The organism is Kitasatospora sp. NPDC018058, from assembly GCF_044327205.1.
GTDB lineage: Bacteria > Actinomycetota > Actinomycetes > Streptomycetales > Streptomycetaceae > Kitasatospora.
Genome location: NZ_JBIRFA010000028.1, coordinates 1 through 24,075 on the forward strand (window position 1 = coordinate 1; position 24,075 = coordinate 24,075).

The window sequence follows — 24,075 nt, forward strand, 5'->3', positions numbered from 1 at the left end:
AGCCGCCCGTCGCGACGGTGCCGGGGCAGCGCTCCGCCGCCGAACTGCTGGACGCCGCGCACGCGCTGGCCACCGAGCGCCGGCAGTGTGCCGAGCGGGTTCGGGCCGAGGCGCGCGCGACGAAGCTGACCGCTCTGGCTGCCGACGAGGAAGCGATCTGGCGCGAGGTCGAGAACCACGTCGCGTGTAAGCAGGCGGCCCGCTACGACACCGCCGTGGCCCTCCTGGTCGGGCTCCGCGACGCCTGTGACCACGTCGGACGCGGCCTTCAGTTCCGGCAGCGAGTGGCCGCGCTCCGCGATCGGTACCGGTACCTGCCCGGTCTGCTGCGCCGGCTCGACGGCCGGGCCCTGCGGGGCTGACGCCCGTCCTGCCCGCGTGTGGGGCTCGCCGAGGGACACCGGTGGCCCCTGGGCCGCGACCAAGCGGCTGGAATATCAAGTGCAGGCATTTCGCAAGCGTTGCAGCTAAAATGCCTGCATGGCTGCGATCACGATTCGTGAAGTCCCGGACCCGATTCTCGAAACCCTCAAGCTCAAGGCGGCCAAGGCAGGGAAGAGTCTCCAGGCGTACCTGCTCGACCTCGTCACCCGCGAGGCGGCCACGCCGACGTTGGCCGAGATGATGGCCCGCCTTGACCGGGAGACCCGTACCGACGTCAGTACCTCTGACATCCTCGCCGCGATCGATGACGGGCGGGAGCGTCGGTGAATTCAAGCGTTGTCATTGACTGCTCTGCGCTGGTGCGGGTGCTCACCGACCACGGCCCCGCCGGCCACGCCGTCCGCGACCGACTCCGCGGGGTGGATGCGCTTGCCGCCCCTGGCCTGCTCGACTACGAACTCGTGTCGGCTCTCTTCGGCATGGTGCGGGGCGGCAAGCTCGCGGAGAAGGAAGCGGTGAAGGCCATAGCCGACTACCAGGCACTCGCCATCACACGACACGAGACGCTGATCCTCTGGCAGCGGGTGCGAGAACTGCACGACAACATCAGTGCATATGACGCCCAGTATGTGGCGCTCGCCGAGACCCTCGGCGTGCCGCTCGTCACCAGCGATGCCCGAATCCAGCGCAGCGGTGCGGCCAAGTGCACCATCGAGGTCTTTGCCTAGCCGCTGGTGAAGGCGGGCCGGAGCAGAGCAACGACCGTCCGCTGTGCCGTTGGCGTCAAACGGCACGAAAATGCCCCCGAAGCGAACTGCTTCGAGGGCATCGTGCCTGGTCAGGCGATGTGGCCAGGGCCAGGGTCGAACCGGTGACCTTCCGCTTTTCAGGCCAAGCCGGGCAGTCGAGATCGATGGAAGGGCCGCTGGCTTCAAACCTCTGGTCCCGTCCCCGCTGGCGGCTCACTACGCTAGGTGTGGTGAAAGCCGAACGAAGCCTCGCGATCTGGCTGGCCGACCGTACTCCCTCGCAGCTGACCGAACTGCTGGAGCAGCGCGAACTTCCCTACGCGGCCAGGGTGGCGAGCCTGACCGACCTGGCCGGCCACCTGTTGACGGACGCCTCCACGGCCCTGGGGCTGAGCGAGATCAGCCTCGGGGACCTTCAACTGCTGGTCGCTGTGGCAACCTTGGCCGAACGGTTGCACGGTCCGCTGCCGGCCGTTCCGCCTGCTCATCACCTGTTCATGGGCTACGGAGGCCGTTCACCACGGCTCGACGCGCCTGCGGTCGACCCCGCTGACCGGTCCGTGACCCGGGACCAGCTCTTCCGATTCCTGCAACTCGACGGCGCGGGTCGGTCCGCGGCCGAGGCCGCGCTGTCCCGGCTGACCGAGCGGGCCCTGGTACTGCCCTCGTCCGGAAGCAGGGTCATCGTTCCGATCCTGGTCCACCGCCAGGCGGGCGAAGGCGGCGGTTACGGTCGGCCCGCCGAACAACTGCTCACCGAGGCCTTCAACGCTCCGGAGATTCACCGCATCGCGCAGGGGCTGGGGCTCGCGAAGGCGCGGACTCGAGACGAGGCGCAGCGGCAGATCGTGGACGTGCTCAGGGACGCGAAGCGCGTGCGAGCCATGGCCGCCGAGGCGCCGCCCGCGGCCTTGGACCTGTTGGACAAACTGGTCCCGGGCCCGCCACTGCTGCGCACACACTGCTTCGTCTCCCGGTACGGCGGTTTCTACCCGGGTTCCGGAGGCAAGTTCACCTTCCGGGAAGGCGGCTCGGGAGATCCCGGCACGGACTGGCTGGCCGCCCGCGGCCTGGTCCTTCCGGTGGATGAGGACCTGGCGGAACTGCCGCGCGAGGTGGCGGACGCGTTGCGCGACCACGACCGCGCGCCGAGCTACCAGTCTGCCCCGCCCCCGGTCGAGGGCACGGTGGAGATTCCGGCTGGTGCAGTCGAGAGCCAGGCGCAGGCGGCGTTGACCGAGGCGGCCTCCCGGGTCGAGCTGATGCTCCGCCAGGTGGCCGTGCAGCCGCTCGCTGTGCGCAAGGCGGGCGGAATCGCAGTCCGGGACACCCGTCGGCTGGCGAAGGCGGTCGGCATGCCGGAGGAACAAGCCCGGCTGTGGCTCGACCTGGCGAACAACGCGGACCTGATCACCCCTTGCGCCGAGGAAGCGGAGGCCCCGACGAGAGGACGGGGCCGCGCGCGTCGGCCGGAATCCCAGCCACCTGCCCGGATGCTGCCCACCGAGCGGTACGACGAGTGGCTGGCGGCTCCACCCGCTCAGCGGCTGCTGCCGCTCGTCGCCACCTGGGCGGTGGTGCCCGAGGTGTTCAGCTATTGGCCGGACGAGAATGACACCCCGGTCGCGCTGGTCACGCCGGAGGACGGCGAGGCTGTCGATCTGCGCCATGCCGTGCTGGAGGCTCTGGCCACCCTCCCGGCCGGGCACGGAGTCCCCACCGGCAAGTCCGCTCGCGCTCGGGCGACCGCTCTCGCCGGCCTCATCGCCACGGCGGCCTGGTTCCGCCCGGCCGCCCTCGCCCAAGGTGCGTGGGAGGCTGAGCGGGTCGAGGCGACCCTGGCGGAGGCGGAGCTGTTCGGGGTCGTCGCCCACGGAGCGCTGACTCCGCTCGGGCACGCCGTGCTCGGGCTCCTGAGGGCGGGTGCACACCGCCACTTCCCCGCCGTTCCGGGCGCCGGGCCGGCGCTGCGTGACCGTCCTGCTCTGGACGACGCGGTTCGGCAGCTGTCCACAGCCCTGGACGCGCTGCTGCCCGCGCCGCAGACCACCGTCCGGTTCCAGGCGGACCTTACGGCCGTGGTCGCCGGAGCTGCCGCATCGGAGCTGACCGACCTGCTGGCCGCCTGTGCGGACCGGGAGTCGGAGGGCCATGCCGTGGTGTGGCGGATCACCCCTGCGGCGGTCCGCCGGGCGTTGGACTCCGGACTGGACGCCGCCGACCTGCTGGCTCGGCTGGCCGACGTCTCCGAGGGCGGGCGGCCGCTTCCGCAGCCCCTGGAGTACCTGATCAAGGACACCGCGCGGACCCACGGCAGGATGCGAGTGGTGCGCTCCGCCTGCTGCATCCGCTCCGATGACGAGGCACTGGTGTCGGAGCTCGCCGCGGCCCGTGCGCTGTCCAGGCTCGGGTTGCGACGGATCGCGCCGACCGTGCTGATCAGCACGGCCGAGCCCGAAGCAACCCTTGCCGCGCTTCGGGCCGCCGGCTACGCCCCCGTGCTGGAGGCGGAGACCGGGACGACGGTCATCGAGAAGGCCCGCCAGGAACGCGGTCCCAAGCGCATGCCGTCACTGTCCGGAGCGCGACCGCGTCACGGCAAGGGGCCGAGCACCGCCACTGCGCTGGCGAGCGCGTTGCTGGCCGGCCGGTGACCAGAGGGGGATCGCCCCAAGCGCTCGGACAGGGCGATGTGCGCCGCGCCGTGGAGGTGAAGTCACCTCGGAGCTCCCTGACTCGGGGTAGGAGCTCAGCACGCTGGGCGCGTTGAATCGGTAGCGAGGGCAGCGTGTCAGTGGCCCTCGGTCCAGAGCTGTTGGTACTCGCTGTCGGGCGGAAGGATGGTGACCGTCCGCCGTTCCGTTGGCGTCAAACGGCACGAAGATGCCCCCGAAGCGAACTGCTTCGAGGGCATCGTGCCTGGTCAGGCTATGTGGCCAGGGCCGGGGTCGAACCGGCGACCTTCCGCTTTTCAGGCCAAGCCGGGGCGTTGGAGTGTCCTGATCTGAGCGCTTCCGCCGTCCGTAGAAGTGCGGCTTCGGACGTCGTCGTGTACGGCGGTTGGCGTCAGCGTTGGCGTCACCCGGAGTCTCGGGATCAGACCGTGCTCGTCAGTCGAGGGTGCGCAGTTGCTGGTTGATCTCGTGCAGGTCGAAGTGGGCCGGGTCGAAGTCGGCTGCTGTCTTGAGACCGAGCCAGCGAAGCAGGTCCTCGTGCTCCGGGTCGGTGGAGTCCAGGAGGGTTCGCTTGAGGTCCTCGTACCCGCCCGGGCCTCCGCAGTCCTCAGGTGGGCAGGCTCCGGCGCCGTCCACGCAGGCGGGATAGTGGTGGTCGGCCTCGGCTGTCATCCGGCGTTCGACGGTGATGCGGTGCTCCCACGAGTCGCCGAAGTCGTAGTCGTAATCGAGGTGTCCACCTTCCTTGACCAGGATGTCCAGGACAGCGGTGGTCTCGTCCGCGAAGTCCAGTTCACCGGAGCGGCGTCCGTACTGGACGCCGTTCGCGCTGAACGCGTGCAGGTGACAGTTCTGCCAGCCCATGGCGGCCTGGATGACCTGGTGCAGCCTGTCGAGGCGGATGCCTGCCGGTACCTGGACGAGACGCCAGACCGAAGGCCGATCCACGTCGGAGAGCTGGACGCGGAGTTCGTAGACCGGGTCACCAGCGCGTAGCTCCCCGCGGAGCCGGGCCATGGCTTGATGGCCGGCCGAGGTGAGAGTGACGGACTTGCCGGTCTGCTGGGCGGCCCCGAGGCCCCTGAGCGCAGCGAGGAGGCGGTCCACGTCGCGGTCGTTGCTCTGACGCAGGAGGCGAAGACGGTCCTCGGGAAGGTCGTCGAGGACGAAAAACCCGGACAGTGTCTCCCACACCGCAGTCCGCAGCTTCTGCTCCGGCACCGGGAGGTCGGCGGCGTAGAGGCTCGTCAGTACCGCGCGCAGCCCGGCCGGGTACTCTTCCGCGAACATCGAGCCGAGCCACCCGGAAGGCAGCACCGCCTCGCCGATGCGTGGCAGGGCCTCGAACAGCGCGTCGAGGACGCGCTCGGGGTCCTCCAGTAGGCGCGCGTTCTTCTTGACGGGCACCAGACGGCCGCTCGCGACCCGCAGCAGCCGGGCCGCCTTGGCCCATTCCACCAGCAGGTTCAAGTGATACAGCTCCTGGCTGGACTTGGTCCTGAAGGTCCTGTCGCCGATGGCCGGGTCGATGGTGTCGCCGGTCTCCAGGAGAGTGACCAGGGCCCGCGCATCCGCGAGGGTGACCTTGCCCGTCTGGGTGAGCTTGCGTCCCGGGCCGATCCAGCTGACGAGACCTCGGATCTGCTCGACGGTGCGCGGCTGCTCGGGTTCCATCAGCGCTTCCTGTCTGCCTCGGGCTTGGCGGATTTCATCATCAGGGGTCGGGGGTCCCGCTATGGTCGCAGCGATGAGTGAGTACCAGTACTACGAGTTCCTGGCGATCGACCGGCCGCTGACCAGCGACGAGCAGGAGCAACTGCGGGCGCTGTCCACCCGAGCCCGGATCACCGCGACCAGCTTCACCAACGAATATCAGTGGGGCAACTTCCGCGGTGCTCCGAGGCGGATGGTGGAGCAGTACTACGACGCTCACCTCTACCTGACCAACTGGGGCACCCACCAGGTGATCCTGCGCGTGCCCAAGGGGCAGCTCACGCTGCGGGCGCTGGAGCCGTACTGCTTCGACGATTGCGTCGAGGCATGGACGACCAAGACCCACCTCGTCCTGGACCTACGCAGCGAGGACGAGGGTGGGGACTGGGAGGAGGGCGCCGAGGACTCGCTCGGTGCCATCGCCGGGGTACGGGCCGAGCTGGTCTCCGGGGATCACCGCGCCCTGTACCTCGCGTGGCTGTCCGCCATCGGCGCCTGGGCGCTGCAGGACGACGACGAGGAGGCTTACCAGGAAGTAGTCGAGCCCCCGGTCCCGGCTGGGCTCGACCGGCTCACCGCACCGCAGCGAGCGCTCGCGGACTTCCTGCGTGTCGACGCTGACCTGCTCGCGGTCGCCGCCCAAGCCAGCCCGCCCGCTCCAGAGCCTCGGAGGAGGCCCGGAAAGAAGGAGCTGGCACCGCTGATCGCCGCGCTTCCCGAGAAGGAGAAGGACGGCCTCCTGCTGCGTCTCGCGCTGGGGGGTGAGCCTCAGCTGGGAGCCGAACTCTTGCGCCGCCTGCGCGGCGAGCCGCCCGTCGCGACCGTGCCGGGGCAGCGCTCCGCCGCCGAGTTGCTGGACGCTGCGCACACGCTGGCTACCGAGCGCCAGCAGGGTGCCGAGCGGGTTCGATTCGAGGCACGGGCCAAGAAGCTGACCGCCCTGGCTACCAACGAGGAAGCGATCTGGCGCGAGGTCGAGAACCATGTCGCGCGTAAGCAGACGGCCCGCTACGACGTCGCCGTGGCCCTCCTGGTCGAGCTCCGAGACGCCTGTGACCACGTCGGACGCGGCCTTGAGTTCCGGCAGCGGCTGGCCGCGCTCCGCGACCAGCACCGGCACCTGCCCGGCCTGCTGCGCCGGCTCGACGACCGGGCCCTGCGAGGCTGACGCCACCTGCATGCTCGGGGCGCTCGAAACGAACCGACGGCTCATACCATCTGCGTGATATACAGTGGCTGGTATGGGTGAGCGCTACTCCATTGAGCTGGAACCGGAGGTGCGTCTCTGGCTTGCCAGTCTCACCCCGCAGCACTATCGGCAAGTCGAGGAGAAGGCTGATCTCCTTGCCGAGTACCCAACCACGCTCGACGAGCCGCACTCGCGGAACCTGGGTGATGGGGTGCGGGAACTGCGCCTCGGTCTGAGCGGGAACGCGGTGCGGATCAGCTACTGGCTGGCGCCTGGACGCCGCATCGTTCTGCTCACTGTCTTTCGCAAGTCCCGAATGCGTGAGGAAGCGGAGGTCAAGCGAGCCAAGGCTGCCAAGCTGGTGTGCGAGACGGGGCATCCGGAAGCTCATGAGCTCTACAGTCGCAACACGGCGGAGGAGGAACGGTGAACCACGCACGCTGGCAGCTGGCTCGGGACAAGCGCGCGATCCACGGGGAGTTCGAGCCCCCCTCGATCATCGCCGAGCGAGAGCAGATTCGTCTGGCAATGGCGCTCGGTCAGCTGGTCTACGACCGGCGTATCCAGCTGGGTCTGAGCGAGGACGAGCTGGCGGTTCGCCTCGGTAGCACCGCTGATGAGGTGGAACACATCGAGGTTGGTGGAGTCCTCCCGGTCACGTCCGACCTGCTTCTCCGGATTGCCGCGGCTCTGGAGGTGTCCGTGGACGTCCATCTGGCGACCTCGGGCACGGCAGTCAGCTTCGCCGCTCGCGCCGCATAGTCGGGAGGAAGCCGTGGACTACGGGCAGCAGCTGTCGGCCGCTCTGCGGGACAGGCGAAGGCAACTGGGGATCTCCCAGACCGAACTCGCCCGGCGGGCCGGCATGACGCAGCCTGGCATCTCCCGCGTGGAACTGGGGGACACGACCCCGACCCTTCCCCTGCTGGCGCGGCTCGCCGAGGCGTTGGAGGCGGACCTCGACATCCGGCTGGCCCCCCTGGACGGAAGGACGACGATGCGCTTCGTGCCCCACCGTCACGCCGACGCGGCGTGACGGTGGGGGCGGTGGAGTTGCGGCAAAGACGCGGAGGTCCTGACCGTCCGCCGTCCCGTTGGCGTCAAACGACACGAAAATGCCCTCGAAGCGAGCTGCTTCGAGGGCATCGTGCCTGGTCAGACGATGTGGCCAGGGCCGGGGTCGAACCGGCGACCTTCCGCTTTTCAGGCGGACGCTCGTACCAACTGAGCTACCTGGCCGTACTGCACCGTCTCTTGCGAGACGAGCGATCCCGACGGGACTTGAACCCGCGACCTCCACCTTGACAGGGTGGCGAGCTAACCAACTGCTCCACGGGACCTTGTAGTGGCGAACCACTAAGGTCTTGCGGCACTGCACTTTACTACGGTACTGCGTGCCCCCAACGGGATTCGAACCCGTGCTACCGCCTTGAAAGGGCGGCGTCCTGGGCCACTAGACGATGAGGGCTTGCGGCCTGTCCCGCTGTTTCCAGCGTTCGGGGACGTCGAGAAGCATATGGGATGCCGGGCGGATCGCCAAAACGGGTTTGGGCCGGGTGGGGGGCGGGGCCCCGGCGGGGGTCAGGACCAGCCGAGTTCGCCGAGCTCGTGGTCGTCGAAGCCGAAGTGGTGGGCGACCTCGTGGATGACGGTGGTGCGGACCTCCTCGACCACCTGCTCGCGGGTCTCGCAGTGGCGCAGGGTGGGCCCGCGGTAGATCAGGATGCGGTCGGGCAGCACGCCGGCGTACCACTCGCCGCGCTCGGTGAGCGGGGTGCCCTCGTAGAGGCCGAGGAGCTCGGGGTCGCCGGGGTCGGGTTCGTCCTCGACGAAGACCGCGACGTTGTCCATCATGGCGGCGAGCTGCGGGGGAATCTGGTCCAGGGCGTCGCTGACCAGCGTCTCGAACTCTTCCCGGGTCATCTCCACCGGATCATTGTCGGGTCTGGGGTGACGGTGTGCCAGGCAGCGGACACCGGTGTTTGATGGGGCTATGGCGACCTCGGAGGATGCGTTGGACGACACCGCGGAGGGGCCGGCGCGGACCGGTCCGCCGGCCGCGGCGGCGGTGCGCCGTCGTCCGCCGGTGCTGCGCGGGCAGGGGCCGGCGGTGGCGGTGGTCGCGGTGGGCGGCGCGATCGGGGCGCTGGCCCGGTACGCGGCCGGGCTCGGCTGGGTGACCGGGCCGACGGCGTTCCCGTGGACGACGCTGCTGATCAACGTGGTCGGCTGCGCGGTGATCGGGGTGTTCCTGGTGGTGATCACCGAGGGGCGGCCTGCGCACCCGCTGCTGCGGCCGTTCTTCGGCACCGGGGTGCTGGGCGGGTTCACCACCTTCTCGACCTACTCGGTGGACATCCGCCGGCTGTTGGAGGCGGGGCGGCTCGGGCCCGGGCTGGCGTACCTGGGGCTGACCCTGCTGCTCGCGCTCGGCGCGGTGTGGGCGGCGGCGGTGCTGACCCGGCGTCTGATCCGCCGTCCGGTCCGTGCCGGGGGTGCCCGGTGAGCCGGCTGAGCGGGCCGGCGCTGCGGCTGACCGTGCTGGTGGGCGAGAGCGACATGTGGCACCACCGCCCGCTGTACAGCGAGGTCGTGCACCGGGCGCGGGCGGCCGGGCTGGCCGGGGCGAGCGTGTTCCGGGGGATCGAGGGGTTCGGCGCCTCGTCGCTGGTGCACACGGCGCGGCTGCTGTCGCTGAGTGAGGACCTGCCGGTGGCGGTGGTGATCGTGGACGAGGAGGAGCGGGTGCGGGCGTTCCTGCCGCAGCTGGAGGAGCTGGTGGCCGAGGGGCTGGTGGTGCTGGACCACTGCGAGGTCGTCCGGTACACGGGCCGTAGGGCCGACCGGGGCGGGGGAGCGGGGTGAACTGGCTGCTGGTGGTGGCGGGTGCGGCGGTCGGCGCGCCGCTGCGGTACCTGACCGACCGGGCGGTGCAGTCCCGGCACGACTCGGTGTTCCCGTGGGGCACCTTCACGGTGAACGTGTTCGGCTGCCTGGTACTCGGCACGCTGACCGGCGCGGTGGCGGCCGGGGCGGCCTCCTCGCATGTCCAGCTGCTGGTCGGGACGGGCTTCTGCGGGGCGCTGACCACCTACTCGACCTTCTCGTACGAGACCCTGCGGCTGGCCGAGTCCGGCGCCGTGCGGTACGCGGTGGCGAACGTGGTCGGCAGCCTGGCGGCCGGTCTGACCGCGGTGTACGCGGGCGCGGAGCTGGCCTCGGCGCTCTGGGGCTGAGCGGGTCCGGCCCGGCCCCCGGCCCGGGGGTGATCGGGAGGTGCCGGGAACTGCCCCACAGCCCGTGTCCCGCCGCACCCGGCGCGCGTTGGGCACCGAAAGCGGCCGCGCGCCAGTGGGCGGCCCGGGTGGGGTGGCAGAGAGGGAGCTCGGTGGCTTCGGTGCGGGCGGTGCGTGCGGTCGGGGTGCGGGTGGCCGCGCCGGTGCGGGAGACGCGGGAGCCGGCGGTCCGGCGGTCGCGCGCGGTGCGGGCGGCGGCGGTGCTGACGGTGGCCGGGCTGGGGCTGACCGGCTGCATGGCGGTCGGTCCGGCGGCGGAGGAGAAGCACGGCGGGGTGGCGCCGGTCGGGCAGGCCGGTCCGGTGGGCAAGCCGGGCGTGACGGGCGGGTCCTCGGTCTTGCCGACCGCCGGTCACCCCGGGGGTGTCTCGGGGCGCCCGGAACGCCAGGGGGGCCTGCAGGCGGAGAACGCGCCCGTGGGGGCCACGGCCGCCGTGGCGGGCGAGGTCGCGCCCGGTGCGAACGGCGCGGTCGCCGGCGTGGTCCCGGTGCCGGGGGCGGGCGCTCCCGAGAGCGCGCCGGGCGCCAACAGCTCCACGGGGGGCGGGAATCAGAGCCCCGCGCCGCACCCGAGCGGCGGCACCTCGACCGGTACCGGCGGCACCGCGGGCCCCGGCGGTACGGGTGGCACCGCCGAGGGCCGCTCCGGCGGCCCGGCCGGGACCCCGTCGGCCACCCCGAGCAGCCGCCCGTCCGGCTCCCCAGAGCCGGAGCGCACCACGCCCGCCGCGACTGTCCCGCCGGCCCCGCAGCCCTCCTCGGGAAGCTCCGGCTCGGGAAGCTCCGGTTCCTCGGCCCCGAGCTCTCGTGCGGGTGGACAGTAGGTGGCTGGCCAGGGCATTTGCCTCCGATCCCGGGGGTCCTCTATGGTGGTAGATCGTTCGTTTGATTCATTTGACTGGCGCCCCATTCCCATCGGCGCCCTTGGCGCGTTCCGGCGATCCGTGGCTGACCGCATAGAGGCGGTTGTGAAACAGAACCCCGGACTTTGGCGCGTGCCACTTCCGGAAGGTTTTGCATGTCTCTCGTTGACGACGCCCGCTTCGCCATGCCCGCGAGCGAGTCCGCCGCCGATGTCACCGACACCACCGCTCCCACCACCGACGCCGCCGACGTCGAGCTGAACACCGACGCCGTCGAGGCCGAGGAGATCGTCGAGCCCGCCGAGCCCACCGTGACCTTCGGCGACCTGGGCCTGCACGACGACGTCGTGCGCGCCCTCGCCAAGCGCGGCGTCACCACCCCGTTCCCGATCCAGGCCGCGACCATCCCGGACGCCCTGGCCGGCAAGGACGTGCTGGGCCGCGGCCGTACCGGCTCCGGCAAGACCCTCAGCTTCGGCCTGCCGCTGCTGACCCGCCTCGCCGACGGCGAGCGCACCAAGCCCAAGCACCCGCGCGGCCTGATCCTCGTTCCGACCCGTGAGCTGGCCATGCAGGTGGCCGACGCCCTGGAGCCGTTCGGCTCGGTGCTCGGGCTCAAGCTCAAGGTCGTCTGCGGCGGCACCTCGATGTCGAACCAGATCTACGCGCTGGAGCGCGGCGTCGACATCCTGGTCGCCACCCCGGGCCGCCTGCGTGACCTGATCAACCGCGGCTCGGCCAAGCTGGCCGACGTCCGGACCGTCGTGCTCGACGAGGCCGACCAGATGGCCGACATGGGCTTCCTGCCCGAGGTCACCGAGATCCTCGACCAGGTGCCGGCCGGTGGCCAGCGCCTGCTGTTCTCCGCCACCCTGGAGAACGAGATCGACACCCTGGTCAAGCGCTACCTGAAGAGCCCGGTCACCCACGAGGTCGACCCGTCGGCCGGCGCGGTCACCACCATGACCCACCACATCCTCGTGGTGAAGCCCAAGGACAAGGCGCCGATCACCAACGCGATCGCCGCCCGCAAGGGCCGCACGATCATCTTCGTCCGCACCCAGATGGGCGCCGACCGCGTCGCCGAGCAGCTCATCGAGGCCGGCGTGAAGGCCGACGCGCTGCACGGCGGCATGACCCAGGGCGCCCGCACCCGCGTCCTCGGCGACTTCAAGGACGGCTACGTCAACGTCGTCGTCGCCACCGACGTCGCCGCCCGCGGCATCCACGTCGACGGCATCGACCTGGTCCTCAACGTGGACCCGGCCGGCGACCACAAGGACTACCTGCACCGCTCCGGTCGCACCGCGCGCGCCGGGCGCTCCGGCGCCGTCGTCACCCTGGTGCTGCCGCACCAGCGCCGTGGCGTCTTCCGCCTGATGGAGGACGCGGGCGTCGACGCCTCGCGTCACATCCTCGACCACGCCTTCGACGCCGAGGTCGCCAAGATCACCGGCGCCCGCTCGCTCACCGAGGTGCAGGCCGAGAGCGCCGCCAACATCGCGGGTGCCGCCGAGCGCGAGCTCGCCGACATGACCCGACAGCTGGAGCGCGCGCAGCGCCGCGCCACCGAGCTGCGTGAGGAGGCCGACCGCCTGGCCGCCCGTGCGGCGCGCGAGCGGGCCGAGCTGGGCATCGAGGACGAGGCCCCGGCCGCCGACGTGGCGGGCGAGCAGGCCGCCGCCGAGACCCCGGCCGCCGCTGAGGCCGCCCCCGCCGCGGCCGCGCCGCAGACGGAGGAGCGCGCCCCGTCGTACCGCGAGGCGCGCACCGAGCGTCCGGCCTTCGCGCGTGACCGGGACCGCGACCGGGACCGGGACGACCGTCGCTCGGGCGGCTTCAACCGGGACCGTGACGACCGTCGTTCGGGCGGCTTCGCCGGCCGCGACCGTGACGACCGTCGCTCGGGCGGTTTCGACCGCGACGAGCGTCGCTCGGGCGGTTTCAACCGGGACCGTGACGACCGTCGTTCGGGCGGCTTCGCCGGCCGCGACCGTGACGACCGTCGCTCCGGTGGCTTCGACCGCGACGACCGTCGCTCGGGCGGTTTCAACCGGGACCGTGACGACCGTCGTTCGGGCGGCTTCGCCGGCCGCGACCGTGACGACCGTCGCTCGGGCGGTTTCGACCGCGACGACCGTCGTTCCGGTGGCTTCAACCGGGACCGTGACGACCGCGGCGGCCGCTCCTTCGGCGACCGTCCGGCCCGCTCCTTCGGTGACCGCCCGTCCTTCGGCCGGGACCGCGACGAGCGCGGCGGCAGCAGCCGTCCGTTCTCGCGCCGCGACGACCACCGCTCCGGCGGCCGTCCGCAGGCCGACCGCGGTGGCTTCAACCGTGACCGCGGTGGCTTCGGCGACCGTGACCGTGGCGGCTTCAACCGCGACGACCGCAAGCCGCGCTGGAAGAACTGACGTCGTACGGCCGGTGGTTGACCGCCGGTCGGGCTGACTGACCTGAACGAACGAAGGGCCCGCTCCGTCCCCCGGAGCGGGCCCTTCGCGTTCCCCCGATACCCCCCCAACACCTCTGCGTGTGCGCCCCCCGAGGTGTTGTTCTGGGAGTGAGAATAACCTGTGGCGCGGCACGGCGGTAGTCCCGTAGCGTCACGACCATGAGCAGCAGACTGCATGACGTGGCGCGGGTGAACGAGGAGATCGCCGAGCGGGGGAGCTTCCGGACGACCGGGGGCGAACTCGTGCAGGTGGGGGAGCAGTTGACGGCGGCGAAGGCCGGCACGGTGTCGTACGCGCCGCAGGCGCTGGACAGGCTGCTCGTCTCCGCCGACCCGGGGCCGGGGCCGGCGGCCGGGCGGATCGAGGTGACGGCCGAGGGGAGCGTCCAGGCCGCTGGGCGGCTGGTCGCGGCGGGGGCCGGGCCGGTCGGGGTGCTGAACTTCGCCTCCGCGCGCAATCCCGGCGGCGGCTACCTGCGCGGCGCCCGCGCCCAGGAGGAGGACCTGTGCCGCAGCGCGCTGCTGTACTCCTGCCTGCTGGAGGCGCCCGACTACTACGAGGCGCACCGGGCCTCGACCGACCTGCGGTACAGCCACCGGGTGATCGTCTCGCCGGGGGTCCCGGTGATCCGGGACGGCCGCGGCGCCCTGCTGGCCCGGCCGTACCCGGTCACCTTCCTGACCTCGCCCGCGCCCAACGCCGGTCAGCTGGAACGGCGTTCGCCCGGGACGGACGTCCGCGGCGTGCTCGCCGAGCGGGCCGTCCGGGTGCTCGCGGCGGCGGCCCGGCACGAGGTCCGCGCCCTGGTGCTCGGCGCCTGGGGCTGCGGGGTGTTCCGCAACGACCCGGCGGAGGTCGCCGAGGCCTTCGAGGGCGCGCTGAAGCGGTACGGGGCCGCCTTCGACCAGGTGGTGTTCGCGGTCTGGGACCGCTCACCGGTCTCGGTGAACCGGGCCGCCTTCGAGGCCCGGTTCGGCACGGCGGTGGTGCCCTCCGTGCCCTCCTGAGCTACCGCTTGCGGGCGGCCAGCACCGTCGCGGCCGTGGAGGCGGCCGCGACCACACCGGTGACGGCGAAGACGGACGGCCAGGCGCCGATCCGCTTCGCCAGCGGGTGCGAGCCGCCGAAGGCCGCCACGTACAGGCCGGTCAGCGCCGCCGCGGTGGCCGTGCCCGCGCTCCGGCGCCACTGCGCGGCCGCGCCGGCACCGGCCACCGCCAGCACCGCGCCGCCCAGCTCACGCCGACCGCTCCAGCGGGCGACGCCGTAACCGCCGACCAGACCGCTCGCCGCGGTCAGCGCGGCGGGCGCGGCGGCCGTGAGCGCGTTCGGGACCTTCGCCATCGTCGACTCCACTCCTTGGGGCGTGCATCGGATTCCGACCATAACCCGGCGAACGGCGCGGCCGTCCGAGGCGTCCTACCCGAACGCCCCCACCACGGACATCCCCGGCACCATCCGGGCCAGCAGTCGCGCCGCCTCCGCCGGGTCGAGCACCCGCTCCAGCCGCAGGTCGCCCGGGACCTCCTGGATGAACCGCCCCGCCGACCAGCTGCGCTCGTACGGCAGCGGCTCCAGCGCCAGGGTGCGCACGCCGTCCAGCACCGGGATGTCGGCGGGTGTCCCCTCGTTCCAGAGCCAGGAGCCGTTCGGCGCGATCAGGTTGAAGGCACCGGTCGCGATCAGCCGGCGGCCGTCCAGGAACTCGCTCCGGGCCAGCGCCACCACCTCCGGGTCCTGCGGGGCGCCGGGCAGGTGGCCGCCGCCGATCAGCACGTCGGCGAGCAGGGTGTGCAGCTGGAAGGTGTCGCTCAGGCCGCTCATCCGCAGCAGGTAGCCGGTGCCGGTGGTGCGGTCGAGCACCAGCAGCGGCTCGTCGTCGAGCATCTGCGCCAGGTAGGTGAGGCCCTTGAGGTCGTGCTGCTCGCCCTCGTACCGGCCGGCCAGCTCCAGCAGCACCTCGGTGACGCCGGAGGCACGGGCCTCGGCCCGGACCGGAGCGTGGGAGTAGACCGCCCAGGCGGCCCGCTGCCACAGGTGCAGCGTCCACCAGGCGACCACGGCCAGGTGCGCGTGCCACTCGTCGAGGTGCGCCGGGTCCTCGATCCGGGCGTGCGCCTGCGCCGGATCGTCCTCCTCCCAGTCCGGCAGCGGGCCGCCGCCGGTCTGCGCCCAGCGCTCGACCAGCCGCTGTGCGCCGGTCAGCGCCCCGCGCAGGCCGGCCAGCACCGGGCCGGCGCAGGCCACCGGGTCGGCGCCGTACTCCACGCAGGCGCCCACCACCATCGCCAGGTGCGCCCGGGGGAACGGCGGGGCGTCCGGCAGCAGCGCGGCCAGTCGGGGTCCGGCGGCCTGCCGCTCGGCCGGCTCGGCCGGGCCGAACAGCCCGCCGACCAGGCCCAGGGCCGGGCCGAAGTTCTCGTCGTCCCCGGCCTCGACCACCGCCTCCAGCTCGGCCACCGCGGAGAGGAGGGTGGGTTGCTGACGCTGCGACGGAATCTGACCGCCGGTCTGCTCTGGGTTCTGCGCGGGGTTCGGCTCTGGGCTCTGCTCGGTGGACATTCGCCGCAGCATAGGCGGCGGAGCCCGTCCACCGGAAACGCCCCGGCGCTCAGCCCCGGTGACGGATACTCGCGCGGTGACCGTGTCCCCCGTTTCCCCTGATGCTCACGGTGTCCATGGGGCACCCGAGGCCCGTGAACCCCATGAAGCCGCCGAGCCGGCCCTGAAGGTGGCGCCGCTGGAACTCTTCCTGGACCTCGTCTTCGTCTTCACCATCACCCAGCTCACCGGCCGCCTGGTCCACCACCTCACCCCCGACGGCTTCGCCCAGGTGCTGGTGATGCTCGGGGTGATCTGGTGGATGTACGACGCCTTCATCTGGCTGACCAACGCGATGCCGCCGCACACCCACGGGCGGCGCGGGCTGCTGATGCTCGCGATGGGCGCCTTCCTGGTGATCGCGCTGTCCGTGCCGCACGCCTTCGAGGGCGGCGGTGCCGCCTTCGGCTGGGCGTACCTGCTGGTGGTCGCCCTGCACACCGGGATGTTCATCGCCGCCGGGGTGACGCCCGTCGCGGTGCTGCGGATGGGCGCGTCCAACCTGGTCGTCACCGCGCTGGTGGTGGTCGGCGGCTACCTCGCCGGGACGGTCCAACTCGTCCTCTGGGTAGCGGCCTTCGCGATGCAGTTCGTCACCCCGAAGGTGGACCGGCTGCCCGAGTTCCGGCTGCGCGCGGACCATTTCGTGGAGCGCCACGGGCTGATCGTGATCATCGCCTTCGGCGAGTCGGTGATCGCCATCGGGGCCGGCACCGGGACGACCGGGCTCGGGCCCGAGCTGATCGCGGTCGCGCTGCTCAGCCTGGCCGCCTGCGTCGGGCTCTGGTGGGCGTACTTCGGGCACGACGACGATGCGCGCGCCGAGCACCACATGGCCGCGCTGCCCTCCGCCGACCGCAACCGGGCCGCCGTCACCGTCTACTACCTCGGCCACTTCGGGCTGCTGCTCGGCGTGCTGCTGTTCGCCGCCGGGGTGAAATCGGCGGCCGCCCACCCCGGCGCCGCGATGACCGGCCCGCAGGCCTGCGCGCTGGCCGGGGGCATCGCGCTGTACCTGGTGGTGAACACGGCCGTGCGCCGCTTCTTCGACCTTGGCCCCAACCTGCCCCGGCTGCTCGGCGCGGCCGCGGTCGCGGCGACCGTCCCGCTGGGCACCGAGGTCTCGGCGCCGGCCCAGGTGGGCGCCGTGGTGGCGGTGCTGGCGGCTGTATTCGGACACGAGGCCGCCTGTCGGCGCCCGATGGGAGACTTCGGACATGACTGACCGAGCGACTGACCGAGCGACCGGCCGCGCGACTGACAGCGCCGCCGACCCCGCGATCACCGACGGCCGCTACCGGATCCGCAGCGTCGGCGGCGGCCTGCTGCTGGAGGTCGCCGGGGCCTCCCGACGCAGCGGCGCCCGCATCCGGGTGGGCGCGGACGACGGCTCCGACGCCCAGCTCTGGCAGCTCACCGCCGTCCACCCGGGCGGCGCGCTGTTCCACATCGAGAACGCCGCCAGCGGCAAGCGCCTGGACGTCACCGGCGCCTCCCCGGACGACGGCGTCCCGATCCAGCAGTGGTCCGCCAACGCCTTCGGCGCCCAGGAGTGGCTGCTGGAGGCCCACGTCGACGCGCCGGGGACGTACACCGTCACCAGCTTCATCAGCGGCAAGCCGCTGACCGTCTCGGCGGAGCCGGACGCGGGCGTCCAGCAGTGGGAGGACGTCGACGCGCCGACCCAGTGGTGGCGCTTCGAGCGCCAGTAGCGGAGTCCTCGCCGCGGTCAGGCCGAGAGGTTGGCGTGCAGGGCGTCCAGTTCGGCCTCGGTGACGCCGTGGGCGCGGAGGTAGGCCGGGACGGTGCCGTGGTGGGTGCGGATCCAGCCGAGGGAGGAGGTGATGAGTTCGGCGCTGATCGGGCGGGAGACCCGCTCGGTGCCGGTCTCGTCGATGTACGGGACGGGGCCCTTGTCCAGGCCGAGGCCGGCGTTGGAGCGCAGGAAGTCGGCGGTGATGTCGGCGTCGGAGGCGCCCAGCAGGGACTGCAGGACGGCGACGGTGAGGCCGGTGCGGTCCTTGCCGACCGCGCAGTGCACGACCACCGGCAGCGCCTCCGGGGCGGCCAGGCGGCGGATGACCGCGGTGAGCGAGGGCCCGGCGGTCTCCGGCATGAAGGTGTAGAGGGTGGCCTGGTCCTCGGGCCAGGGCCGGTCGACGTCCTCGCGGTTGGCGGGCAGGGTCGGCAGGTTGAGGGACTCGTGGTCGAGGCCGTGCCGCTGGTCCGGCCAGACCTCCAGCTCGAACGGGCTGCGCAGGTCGATCACCGTCCGCAGGCCGAGGTCCTTGAGCTGCCGGGCGCCCTCCTCGGTGAGCGTGTGGAAGGACCCGGAGCGGTACAGCACACCCCGGCGGAGGGCGCCGATCCCGCCCGCGTCACGGAAGTTGCGCACACCGGCGATGTCGATGAAGGCGTCGGTCATGGCCTCCACCGTACGGGCGCGGACGGATCGGCGGAAGGAAACCGGAGGGGGCGGTCCGCTGAAGCCCCGCCCCGGGGACCGCAGCGCCGGAGGCGGCCGCCGGGGACCGCAGCGCCTCCGGCGGGGACCTCAGCGCCCGCCGGAGACCTCCAGGAACGCGCCCGTAGTGTACGAGGCGGCCGGGGAGAGCAGGAAGAGGATCGCCTCGGCGACCTCCTCCGGTCGTCCGCCGCGCTGCATCGGCAGGCCGGGCGCGACCCGGTCGACCCGGCCCGGCTCGCCGCCGAGTGCGTGGATGTCGGTGTGGATCAGGCCCGGGCGGACGGTGTTGACCCGGATGCCCTCGGCCGCGACCTCCAGCGCGAGTCCGCGGGTCATCGAGTCCACCGCGCCCTTGGCGGCCGCGTAGTCGACGTACTCGTTCGGCGAGCCGATCCGGGAGGCGGCCGAGCCGACGTTGACGATCGCGCCGCCGCGCCCGCCGTACCGGGTGGACATCCGGCGGACGGCCTGGGCGGCGCACAGGAACGGGCCGGTGATGTTGGCGGCCCAGATCCGGTTCAGCCGGTCCTCGTCGATCTCCTCCAGCCGGCACTGCTTCTCCAGCGTGCCCGCGTTGTTCACCAGCCCGGTGAGCTCGCCGAGTTCGGTGTCCACGGTGGCGAACAGCCGCTCCACCTCGGCGGTGCGGCTGACGTCGGCCCGGACGGCGAGAGCGGTGCCGCCCTCGGCCCGGATCGCGTCCACCACGGCGGTGGCCGAGGCCTCGTCCGCACGGTAGTTGACGCAGACCCGGTAGCCGCGGCGGGCGGCCAGCAGGGCGGTGGCGGCGCCGATGCCGCGGCCGGCGCCGGTGACGATCAGGACTTCGTCGGTGCTGGTGGTCGACATGGTCCGTACGCTACCTGGAGAGTCAGCCGCGGACACCCGGCGACGTCGCCCGCAGCGCCGCGATCTTCGGCGCGCGGCTCCTCGGCGAGTCCAGGCTGAAGCCGCGGGCGTCGCCGAGTTCGTCCCGGACGAAGGCCTCGGTCCGGGCCAGCGCCCCGCGCAGCGCCTCGTCGGGCGGGACGAACAGCTGATGGACGATCTCGGCGCGCTCGGTGTCGTACTCCCACAGGCCGACGATCCGGCCGCGGTCGAGCACCAGGTGGGTCTGCGGGTCGGCCTCACCGCCGAAGGTGCGTCCGGCCTTGCCGGCCGGCAGCCGGCGGGCGGCGTCGGTCGGGTCGAGCAGCCGGGGCAGGTCGCGGTGCAGCAGATGGATGCCGTCGATGCCGGCCAGCAGGGTGTAGTGCGGTTCGGTCGGCACCTCGAACCCGGCGAACTCCTCGGCGAGTTCGGGCGGCAGCAGGAGTTCCGAGCCGGGCGCGAGCGGGACCAGCCCGGCCTCGGCGACGGCCCGTCTGGCGGTGGCGGCGGAGAAGCCGGAGAACCAGCGGAAGTGCTTGAGGGTGGCCGGGCCGGCCCAGGAGAAGTAGCGGTGGGCGAGGTCGACGGCGTCCCCGCGGACCGGTTGGTCCCAGCCGACATAGCCGTAACGCTGCTGGTCCAGGCGGCCGTTGACCGGCACCCGGCGGATCCGGCCGCGCGACTGCATCAGCCCGAGGGCGAGCGGCAGGGTGGTCGCCACACCGCGCTTGCGGCCCGCCTCGCCGAGCGGCCGGACGGCGTCGCCGACCGCCTCCCGGATCGTGGTCGGGTCCAGCGGCACGTCCTCGGTCAGCACCCGCTCGACGGCCAGGCAGAGCTGCTCGACCTCATCCCGGCCGACCCCCAGGTGCTTCTCCGCGGCGGCCAGTTCACCCGCCGGGGCGGCCGCGCCGACCGCCAGGCCGAGCGCGAAGTCGGCGGCCGGCAGCACATACGTACAGCCGCGCGCGGACGGCAGCTCGTGCACCTCCAGGGCGGCCACCGCCGCGTCCACCGCCGCCCGCCCGAGCCCGGCCCGGGCGAACAGGCCCAGGTACGGGGCCGCGCCGCCCACCGAGCGGGCCCAGCCGGTGGCGGCCAGCACCTCGGCGGCGGACGCTCCGGTGCGCGGGCGGTCCAGCCACTGCCGGTGCGACCACCAGGCCCGCAACTTCCCGAGGCCCACCGGCTGGTTCTCCGCGCGGGGTCCGCGCTCCGGATCGTGCTCCATGGGGCCAGTATCGGCGGCCGGGCGGACCCCGGACCGGAATTCGCTCGCCCGGCGCGGCCCGCTCCGGAGAGGATGCGGTACCCGCTCGCACACCCCGGGCGGTACCGCCCGTCCGTTCGAGAGGAGCCTTCGCATGCTCTCCGCCCCCGGCGCCGTCCTGCTGTCCGGCATCGTCGGCTCCACCGCGTACGGCCTCGCTCACGCCGGCTCCGACCTCGACCGGCTGGGCCTGTTCGCCACCCCCACCGAGGAGTTGCACGGCCTGAACCGCCCGGCCGAGTCGCACGTCACCACCGCGCCGGACGTCACCCTGCACGAGGCCGCCAAGTGGTGCCGGCTGGCGCTGTCCTGCAACCCGACCGCCTCCGAACTCGTCTGGCTGCCGGAGGACCTGTACGAGACCACCACCCCGCTCGGTCGCGAACTGGTCGGGATCCGCTCGACCTTCCTCAGCGGGCCGGCCGTCCGCAAGGCCTATCTCGGGTACGCCGACCAGCAGTTCCGCAAGCTGCTGACCCGCGACACCAGCGACCCGGTCGCCCGCCGCCGGGCCGCCAAGCACGCCCGGCATCTGGTCCGGCTGGTCGAACAGGCCGTCCGGCTGCACGAGACCGGCCACCACCTGGTCCGGCTGCCCGACCCCGAGCGCGTCCGTGACCTCGGCGAACGCATCGCCGACCGCCCCGAGACCGCCGAAGCCCTGCTCGCCGACGCCGCCGAACGCCTCGACCGCCCGGGCGTCCTGCCGGACGCCCCCGACCGGCGCCCCGCCGAAGCGTGGCTGCGCCGGGTCCGCGCCGCCCACTACACCCCGCCTCAAGCCCCGTCCCACGAACCCGGCGCGTCCACCCGATCCACTGGCGGAGCCCCGGGCCCCACCGGGTAGGATCGCCGTGGCCCTCCCCACCCGGGATCACCCCGGGGTCCAGCCGGGACCAAGGGCCGCGGGCCACTAGCTCAATTGGCAGAGCTGCGGACTTTTAATCCGTAGGTTCAGGGTTCGAGCCCCTGGTGGCCCACGTGTGATGAGGGAGCTGCACCCCCTCTGACCTGCAGCGCAGCACCCCGGCTAATTCGAGTAGCCGGGGTGCTGCTGCGTTCTCAGGCCGTCTGCGTGAGCGATGCGTGAGCGGACGGCGAATCAGTGCCTCGTCAGGTGGCGGACTGGGCGTCCTTCGGTGACCTCGCCCGGGGGACGAGCGCGGCGGCGGCCTCGGCCTGGGCGAAGGCCAGCTCAGGCAGGACGCTGGCGTAGATGTCCGCCGTGATGGTGATGGAGGAGTGGCCGAGCAGTTCCTGGACCACCTTGAGATCCGCGCCGGCCGTGAGGAGAAGTGTCGCCGCGACGTGGCGGAGGTCGTGCAGGCGGATCGGCGGAAGGCGGGAGAGGGCCACAAGCCGCTCGAACATGTCGGTGACCTTGCCCGGGTGCAGCCAGCCGCCGTCCTCGTCGGTGAATACCCGGCCGGTGTCATGCCAGGCCGGTCCCCACTTCTCGCGCTCCGCCTGCTGGCGGACGCGGTGGGCACTGAGGGGTCTCCTCGATATCGGGCAGGGCTGACTTGTCGTCGGCGACCTTCTCCAGCAGCTCAGCGCAGCGGTGGTACGTGGAGCCCTTCAAAGCGGTCCTTCCTGGGTGTTGCTGATGGAACCGAGTTCCTCATCGAGGAACGCGAGGTGTTTCGGTAGTGGGGGTAGAGCGACCTCCCACTCGCGCATTTCGGCGCGGAGCGGAAGGAGATCAGACCGGACGGCGTCAACCAGTTGCGCGAACTTCTCGTCGGATCCGGGCGGCCAAGCTTCCCGGCCGGGCAGGAATTGGAGCTTCCAGGCGTCGCGGTGCATTGCGAGAATCCTTCTCTCCCGGGAGGAGTGATGCCGGAGGAGCTGAAGGTCTTCGTGGAGGGCGATCGATTCGTCGCCGGTGAACCAGGCGAATGCCTCGGCGCGGGATGCGCTCTCGAAGGGGAGGTAGGCGACGTTGCTGGTCCCGGCGAGTGGATAGGCCAGGTGGGCTGTGAGGGCGAGGGAGTCGGAGGAATGCACTCGCGTGGGTGGACGTCTGCCCAACCGCGTGACGCCCGGCCGGGCGATCGACCCGTCTCGGCCCCCGGGCCTCAGCCGGCCTTCAACCGTTCCAGGAACTCCGGGACACCGTCGACCTGGCGGTAGGGCCTGAAGGCCGGTGCGAGCTCGCGGACGAGGCTGATGCAGCGGGGGGCCGCGAAGCGGGTAGCCAGGTCCAGGGACTCGCTGGTGGCGGCGAGGGCCTGTTCGACGTCGTTGGACTTCAGGTAGCCCTGGGCCTGGTAGGTCAGGAAGATCCCGCGCGTCTTGTCCCTGGTGCAGGGCAGCAGGGACAAGCCCTCGGTGATCCGGGCGTGGGCCTCGCTGGTGCGGCCGAGGTCCAGCAGGCACTGGCCGGAGTCGACCGCGAGGTCGGCGGGGCTCATCCACGCGCACCAGGTGGGGGCCGGGTCGGCCGGGTCGGCGGCCAGGGCGGATTCGGCCTCGGACAGGTCGCGGTAGCAGGCGGTGCGGTCGCCGAGGGCGGCATGGGCCCTGGCCCGGCGGAGGAACAGCAGGGACCGGGCGGTGGGGTGCCAGGTGCCGGAGAGGGCGTATCCGAGCTGGTCGACGGAGACGTTCGGCTCGCCGAGCCAGTTGGCCTGGTAGGCGAAGTCGGACAGCACGCCGGCGCCGTGGTCGCGGTCACCGGCAGCGTGCGCGGACTGCAGGGCGGCTTCCCAGAGCTTGCCCGCGGCCCAGTGCTGGCCCAGATCGAACCGGTGCCAGCCGCAGGCAGTGGCGAGCGATGCGGCCAGCAGGTGCAGGCGGCGTCCGTTGGCCTCGCTGTAGCGACCGGCCTTGATCAGGTCGGTGACGGTGGCGAGGTGGGTGTCCATCAGGCGGATCGTGTGCTGGCGCTGTTGGGCGGGCAGGGCCGCCAGCCCCCTGTTGGTGTCCTCCAGCCAGTCCACGAGCTCGGCGTCCACCTGCTTTCCATCCAGGGCGGAGGTGACACGTTCGGGCTCGACCCGGGCCCACTGGGCGGCGAGGCCGGCCAGCGAGATCGCGCTGAAGGTCATGAAGCTGCGGCGGTCCATGGAGGCTCTCTGTGCGTCGTGGAGTGCTTGAACGGTGTAGGAGGAACCCAGCGGCAGCGGCTCGTCGCGTCCGGGCAGCCAGTAGGGCCAGCCGTACGCCTCCATGTCCGAGGCCGGGACGCCGAACGCTTCGGCGATCATGAGCTGGGATTCCGCGTTCGGCGTCTTGCGCCAGTGCTCCCACCGGCTCACGGCCGTCTTGTCGGCACCGGAGCGCAGGCCGTGGCGGCGGGCCACCCGGTCCAGGACAGAGGCGAGGTCACCCTGGGACCAGCCGCGCAGTTCGCGGGCGAAGACGAGCGGATGCCGGATCAGGTCGTCCACAGGGTCAATCCCATCATCGACAGTGACGGTGAGCCTACTGCCGGCGAGGGCAGGACAACCCCGGGACTACAGACAATACCTGTTCGGTGACGGTGAGTTGGGCTGTACTCGATGCACACCCACCAAGTTCCTTCACGAAGCGGAAGGAGT

At 72.2% G+C, this 24,075-nt stretch carries 25 protein-coding genes, 4 tRNA genes and 2 pseudogenes; 18 read left to right on the plus strand and 13 right to left on the minus strand.

Annotated features, from left to right (window positions below):
• The 4 genes and pseudogenes from ACH4E7_RS31095 to ACH4E7_RS31110 form a co-directional block, all read left to right on the plus strand.
• Positions 1-362 (plus strand): annotated as a pseudogene (locus ACH4E7_RS31095) (hypothetical protein); the annotation flags it as partial.
• Between the two features lie 118 nt (positions 363-480).
• Positions 481-711: a FitA-like ribbon-helix-helix domain-containing protein gene (locus ACH4E7_RS31100; RefSeq protein WP_396252496.1), complete on the plus strand. Its 231-nt coding sequence runs from the start codon at positions 481-483 to the stop codon at positions 709-711.
• A complete protein-coding gene (locus ACH4E7_RS31105; protein ID WP_396252497.1) occupies positions 708-1,112 on the plus strand; it encodes a type II toxin-antitoxin system VapC family toxin in 405 nt (134 codons plus the stop codon). The genes ACH4E7_RS31100 and ACH4E7_RS31105 overlap by 4 nt, the downstream gene beginning before the upstream one ends.
• 251 nt (positions 1,113-1,363) lie before the next feature.
• On the plus strand, positions 1,364-3,787 hold the full coding sequence (locus tag ACH4E7_RS31110) for a helicase-associated domain-containing protein (RefSeq protein WP_396252498.1): 2,424 nt from the start codon (positions 1,364-1,366) through the stop codon (positions 3,785-3,787).
• Between the two features lie 456 nt (positions 3,788-4,243).
• Here ACH4E7_RS31110 and ACH4E7_RS31115 read toward each other — a convergent pair whose 3' ends face one another.
• The gene (locus ACH4E7_RS31115; protein ID WP_396252499.1) at positions 4,244-5,482 is read right to left on the minus strand and encodes a plasmid pRiA4b ORF-3 family protein; all 1,239 of its coding nucleotides are present in this window, start codon (positions 5,480-5,482) and stop codon (positions 4,244-4,246) included.
• Positions 5,483-5,555: 73 nt separating this feature from the next.
• Between ACH4E7_RS31115 and ACH4E7_RS31120 the strand changes: the two genes are divergently transcribed.
• The 4 genes from ACH4E7_RS31120 (at position 5,556) to ACH4E7_RS31135 (ending at position 7,746) form a co-directional block, all read left to right on the plus strand.
• The gene (locus ACH4E7_RS31120) at positions 5,556-6,689 is read left to right on the plus strand and encodes a hypothetical protein (RefSeq protein WP_360461061.1); all 1,134 of its coding nucleotides are present in this window, start codon (positions 5,556-5,558) and stop codon (positions 6,687-6,689) included.
• A 73-nt stretch (positions 6,690-6,762) separates the two neighbouring features.
• The gene (locus ACH4E7_RS31125) at positions 6,763-7,140 is read left to right on the plus strand and encodes a type II toxin-antitoxin system RelE/ParE family toxin (protein ID WP_396252500.1); all 378 of its coding nucleotides are present in this window, start codon (positions 6,763-6,765) and stop codon (positions 7,138-7,140) included.
• On the plus strand, positions 7,137-7,472 hold the full coding sequence (locus tag ACH4E7_RS31130) for a helix-turn-helix domain-containing protein (RefSeq protein ID WP_396252501.1): 336 nt from the start codon (positions 7,137-7,139) through the stop codon (positions 7,470-7,472). The genes ACH4E7_RS31125 and ACH4E7_RS31130 overlap by 4 nt, the downstream gene beginning before the upstream one ends.
• A 13-nt stretch (positions 7,473-7,485) precedes the next feature.
• Positions 7,486-7,746: a helix-turn-helix domain-containing protein gene (locus ACH4E7_RS31135; protein ID WP_327068229.1), complete on the plus strand. Its 261-nt coding sequence runs from the start codon at positions 7,486-7,488 to the stop codon at positions 7,744-7,746.
• A gap of 129 nt (positions 7,747-7,875) precedes the next feature.
• Here the strand turns inward: ACH4E7_RS31135 and ACH4E7_RS31140 are convergent.
• From ACH4E7_RS31140 to ACH4E7_RS31155, 4 genes are all read right to left on the minus strand, one after another.
• Positions 7,876-7,949 (minus strand) — tRNA-Phe (locus ACH4E7_RS31140).
• A gap of 27 nt (positions 7,950-7,976) precedes the next feature.
• A tRNA-Asp gene (locus ACH4E7_RS31145) sits at positions 7,977-8,050 on the minus strand.
• A gap of 55 nt (positions 8,051-8,105) precedes the next feature.
• Positions 8,106-8,178: transfer RNA gene (locus tag ACH4E7_RS31150), tRNA-Glu, on the minus strand.
• Between the two features lie 113 nt (positions 8,179-8,291).
• Positions 8,292-8,633, minus strand: a complete 342-nt coding sequence (locus ACH4E7_RS31155) for a metallopeptidase family protein (protein WP_396252502.1) — start codon at positions 8,631-8,633, stop codon at positions 8,292-8,294.
• Positions 8,634-8,703: 70 nt separating this feature from the next.
• Here ACH4E7_RS31155 and crcB (ACH4E7_RS31160) point away from each other — a divergent pair, with 70 nt between their 5' ends.
• The 6 genes from crcB (ACH4E7_RS31160) to ACH4E7_RS31185 all read left to right on the plus strand — a co-directional run bounded on the left by crcB (ACH4E7_RS31160) (position 8,704) and on the right by ACH4E7_RS31185 (position 14,332).
• Positions 8,704-9,216 carry a fluoride efflux transporter CrcB gene (gene crcB, locus ACH4E7_RS31160; RefSeq protein WP_396252503.1) on the plus strand — a complete coding sequence of 171 codons (513 nt, stop codon included), beginning with the start codon at positions 8,704-8,706 and terminating at the stop codon, positions 9,214-9,216.
• Positions 9,213-9,575, plus strand: a complete 363-nt coding sequence (locus ACH4E7_RS31165) for a DUF190 domain-containing protein (RefSeq protein WP_396252504.1) — start codon at positions 9,213-9,215, stop codon at positions 9,573-9,575. Before crcB (ACH4E7_RS31160) ends, ACH4E7_RS31165 begins: the two co-directional genes overlap by 4 nt.
• Positions 9,572-9,946 (plus strand): fluoride efflux transporter CrcB, encoded by a 375-nt coding sequence (crcB, locus tag ACH4E7_RS31170; protein WP_396252505.1) that lies wholly within the window; start codon positions 9,572-9,574, stop codon positions 9,944-9,946. The genes ACH4E7_RS31165 and crcB (ACH4E7_RS31170) overlap by 4 nt, the downstream gene beginning before the upstream one ends.
• A gap of 152 nt (positions 9,947-10,098) precedes the next feature.
• Positions 10,099-10,830, plus strand: a complete 732-nt coding sequence (locus ACH4E7_RS31175; RefSeq protein WP_396252506.1) for a hypothetical protein — start codon at positions 10,099-10,101, stop codon at positions 10,828-10,830.
• Positions 10,831-11,024: 194 nt separating this feature from the next.
• Complete coding sequence (locus ACH4E7_RS31180; protein WP_396252507.1) at positions 11,025-13,283, plus strand: DEAD/DEAH box helicase; 2,259 nt, start codon at positions 11,025-11,027, stop codon at positions 13,281-13,283.
• A gap of 200 nt (positions 13,284-13,483) precedes the next feature.
• On the plus strand, positions 13,484-14,332 hold the full coding sequence (locus tag ACH4E7_RS31185; RefSeq protein ID WP_396252508.1) for a TIGR02452 family protein: 849 nt from the start codon (positions 13,484-13,486) through the stop codon (positions 14,330-14,332).
• A 1-nt stretch (position 14,333) separates the two neighbouring features.
• On the opposite strand, the gene ACH4E7_RS31190 is transcribed toward ACH4E7_RS31185, so the two are convergent.
• Both ACH4E7_RS31190 and ACH4E7_RS31195 read right to left on the minus strand, forming a co-directional pair.
• Positions 14,334-14,669: a hypothetical protein gene (locus ACH4E7_RS31190; RefSeq protein WP_355673638.1), complete on the minus strand. Its 336-nt coding sequence runs from the start codon at positions 14,667-14,669 to the stop codon at positions 14,334-14,336.
• 75 nt (positions 14,670-14,744) lie between these two features.
• The gene (locus tag ACH4E7_RS31195) at positions 14,745-15,887 is read right to left on the minus strand and encodes a hypothetical protein (protein ID WP_396252509.1); all 1,143 of its coding nucleotides are present in this window, start codon (positions 15,885-15,887) and stop codon (positions 14,745-14,747) included.
• A 76-nt stretch (positions 15,888-15,963) separates the two neighbouring features.
• Between ACH4E7_RS31195 and ACH4E7_RS31200 the strand changes: the two genes are divergently transcribed.
• Together ACH4E7_RS31200 and ACH4E7_RS31205 are read left to right on the plus strand one after the other, a co-directional pair.
• Positions 15,964-17,151 (plus strand): low temperature requirement protein A, encoded by a 1,188-nt coding sequence (locus ACH4E7_RS31200; RefSeq protein ID WP_396252510.1) that lies wholly within the window; start codon positions 15,964-15,966, stop codon positions 17,149-17,151.
• Entirely contained in the window at positions 17,144-17,638 is a 495-nt protein-coding gene (locus tag ACH4E7_RS31205) for an RICIN domain-containing protein (protein ID WP_396252511.1), read from the plus strand. The genes ACH4E7_RS31200 and ACH4E7_RS31205 overlap by 8 nt, the downstream gene beginning before the upstream one ends.
• Positions 17,639-17,655: 17 nt before the next feature.
• Here ACH4E7_RS31205 and ACH4E7_RS31210 read toward each other — a convergent pair whose 3' ends face one another.
• From ACH4E7_RS31210 to ACH4E7_RS31220, 3 genes are all read right to left on the minus strand, one after another.
• Positions 17,656-18,351 (minus strand): tyrosine-protein phosphatase, encoded by a 696-nt coding sequence (locus ACH4E7_RS31210; RefSeq protein WP_396252512.1) that lies wholly within the window; start codon positions 18,349-18,351, stop codon positions 17,656-17,658.
• Positions 18,352-18,480: 129 nt separating this feature from the next.
• On the minus strand, positions 18,481-19,242 hold the full coding sequence (locus ACH4E7_RS31215) for an SDR family oxidoreductase (protein WP_396252513.1): 762 nt from the start codon (positions 19,240-19,242) through the stop codon (positions 18,481-18,483).
• Positions 19,243-19,264: 22 nt separating this feature from the next.
• Entirely contained in the window at positions 19,265-20,494 is a 1,230-nt protein-coding gene (locus ACH4E7_RS31220; protein WP_396252514.1) for a DNA glycosylase AlkZ-like family protein, read from the minus strand.
• A 133-nt stretch (positions 20,495-20,627) separates the two neighbouring features.
• Here ACH4E7_RS31220 and ACH4E7_RS31225 point away from each other — a divergent pair, with 133 nt between their 5' ends.
• Complete coding sequence (locus ACH4E7_RS31225) at positions 20,628-21,380, plus strand: DNA polymerase beta superfamily protein (protein ID WP_396252515.1); 753 nt, start codon at positions 20,628-20,630, stop codon at positions 21,378-21,380.
• 60 nt (positions 21,381-21,440) lie between these two features.
• Positions 21,441-21,513 (plus strand) — tRNA-Lys (locus ACH4E7_RS31230).
• Between the two features lie 133 nt (positions 21,514-21,646).
• Here the strand turns inward: ACH4E7_RS31230 and ACH4E7_RS31235 are convergent.
• The 3 genes and pseudogenes from ACH4E7_RS31235 to ACH4E7_RS31245 all read right to left on the minus strand — a co-directional run.
• Positions 21,647-22,027 (minus strand): annotated as a pseudogene (locus tag ACH4E7_RS31235) (tyrosine-type recombinase/integrase); the annotation flags it as partial.
• Between the two features lie 84 nt (positions 22,028-22,111).
• Positions 22,112-22,540 (minus strand): hypothetical protein, encoded by a 429-nt coding sequence (locus tag ACH4E7_RS31240; protein WP_396252516.1) that lies wholly within the window; start codon positions 22,538-22,540, stop codon positions 22,112-22,114.
• Between the two features lie 71 nt (positions 22,541-22,611).
• Positions 22,612-23,925, minus strand: coding sequence for a helix-turn-helix transcriptional regulator (locus ACH4E7_RS31245; RefSeq protein ID WP_396252517.1), 1,314 nt, complete (start codon positions 23,923-23,925; stop codon positions 22,612-22,614).
• Positions 23,926-24,075: the final 150 nt, after the last annotated feature.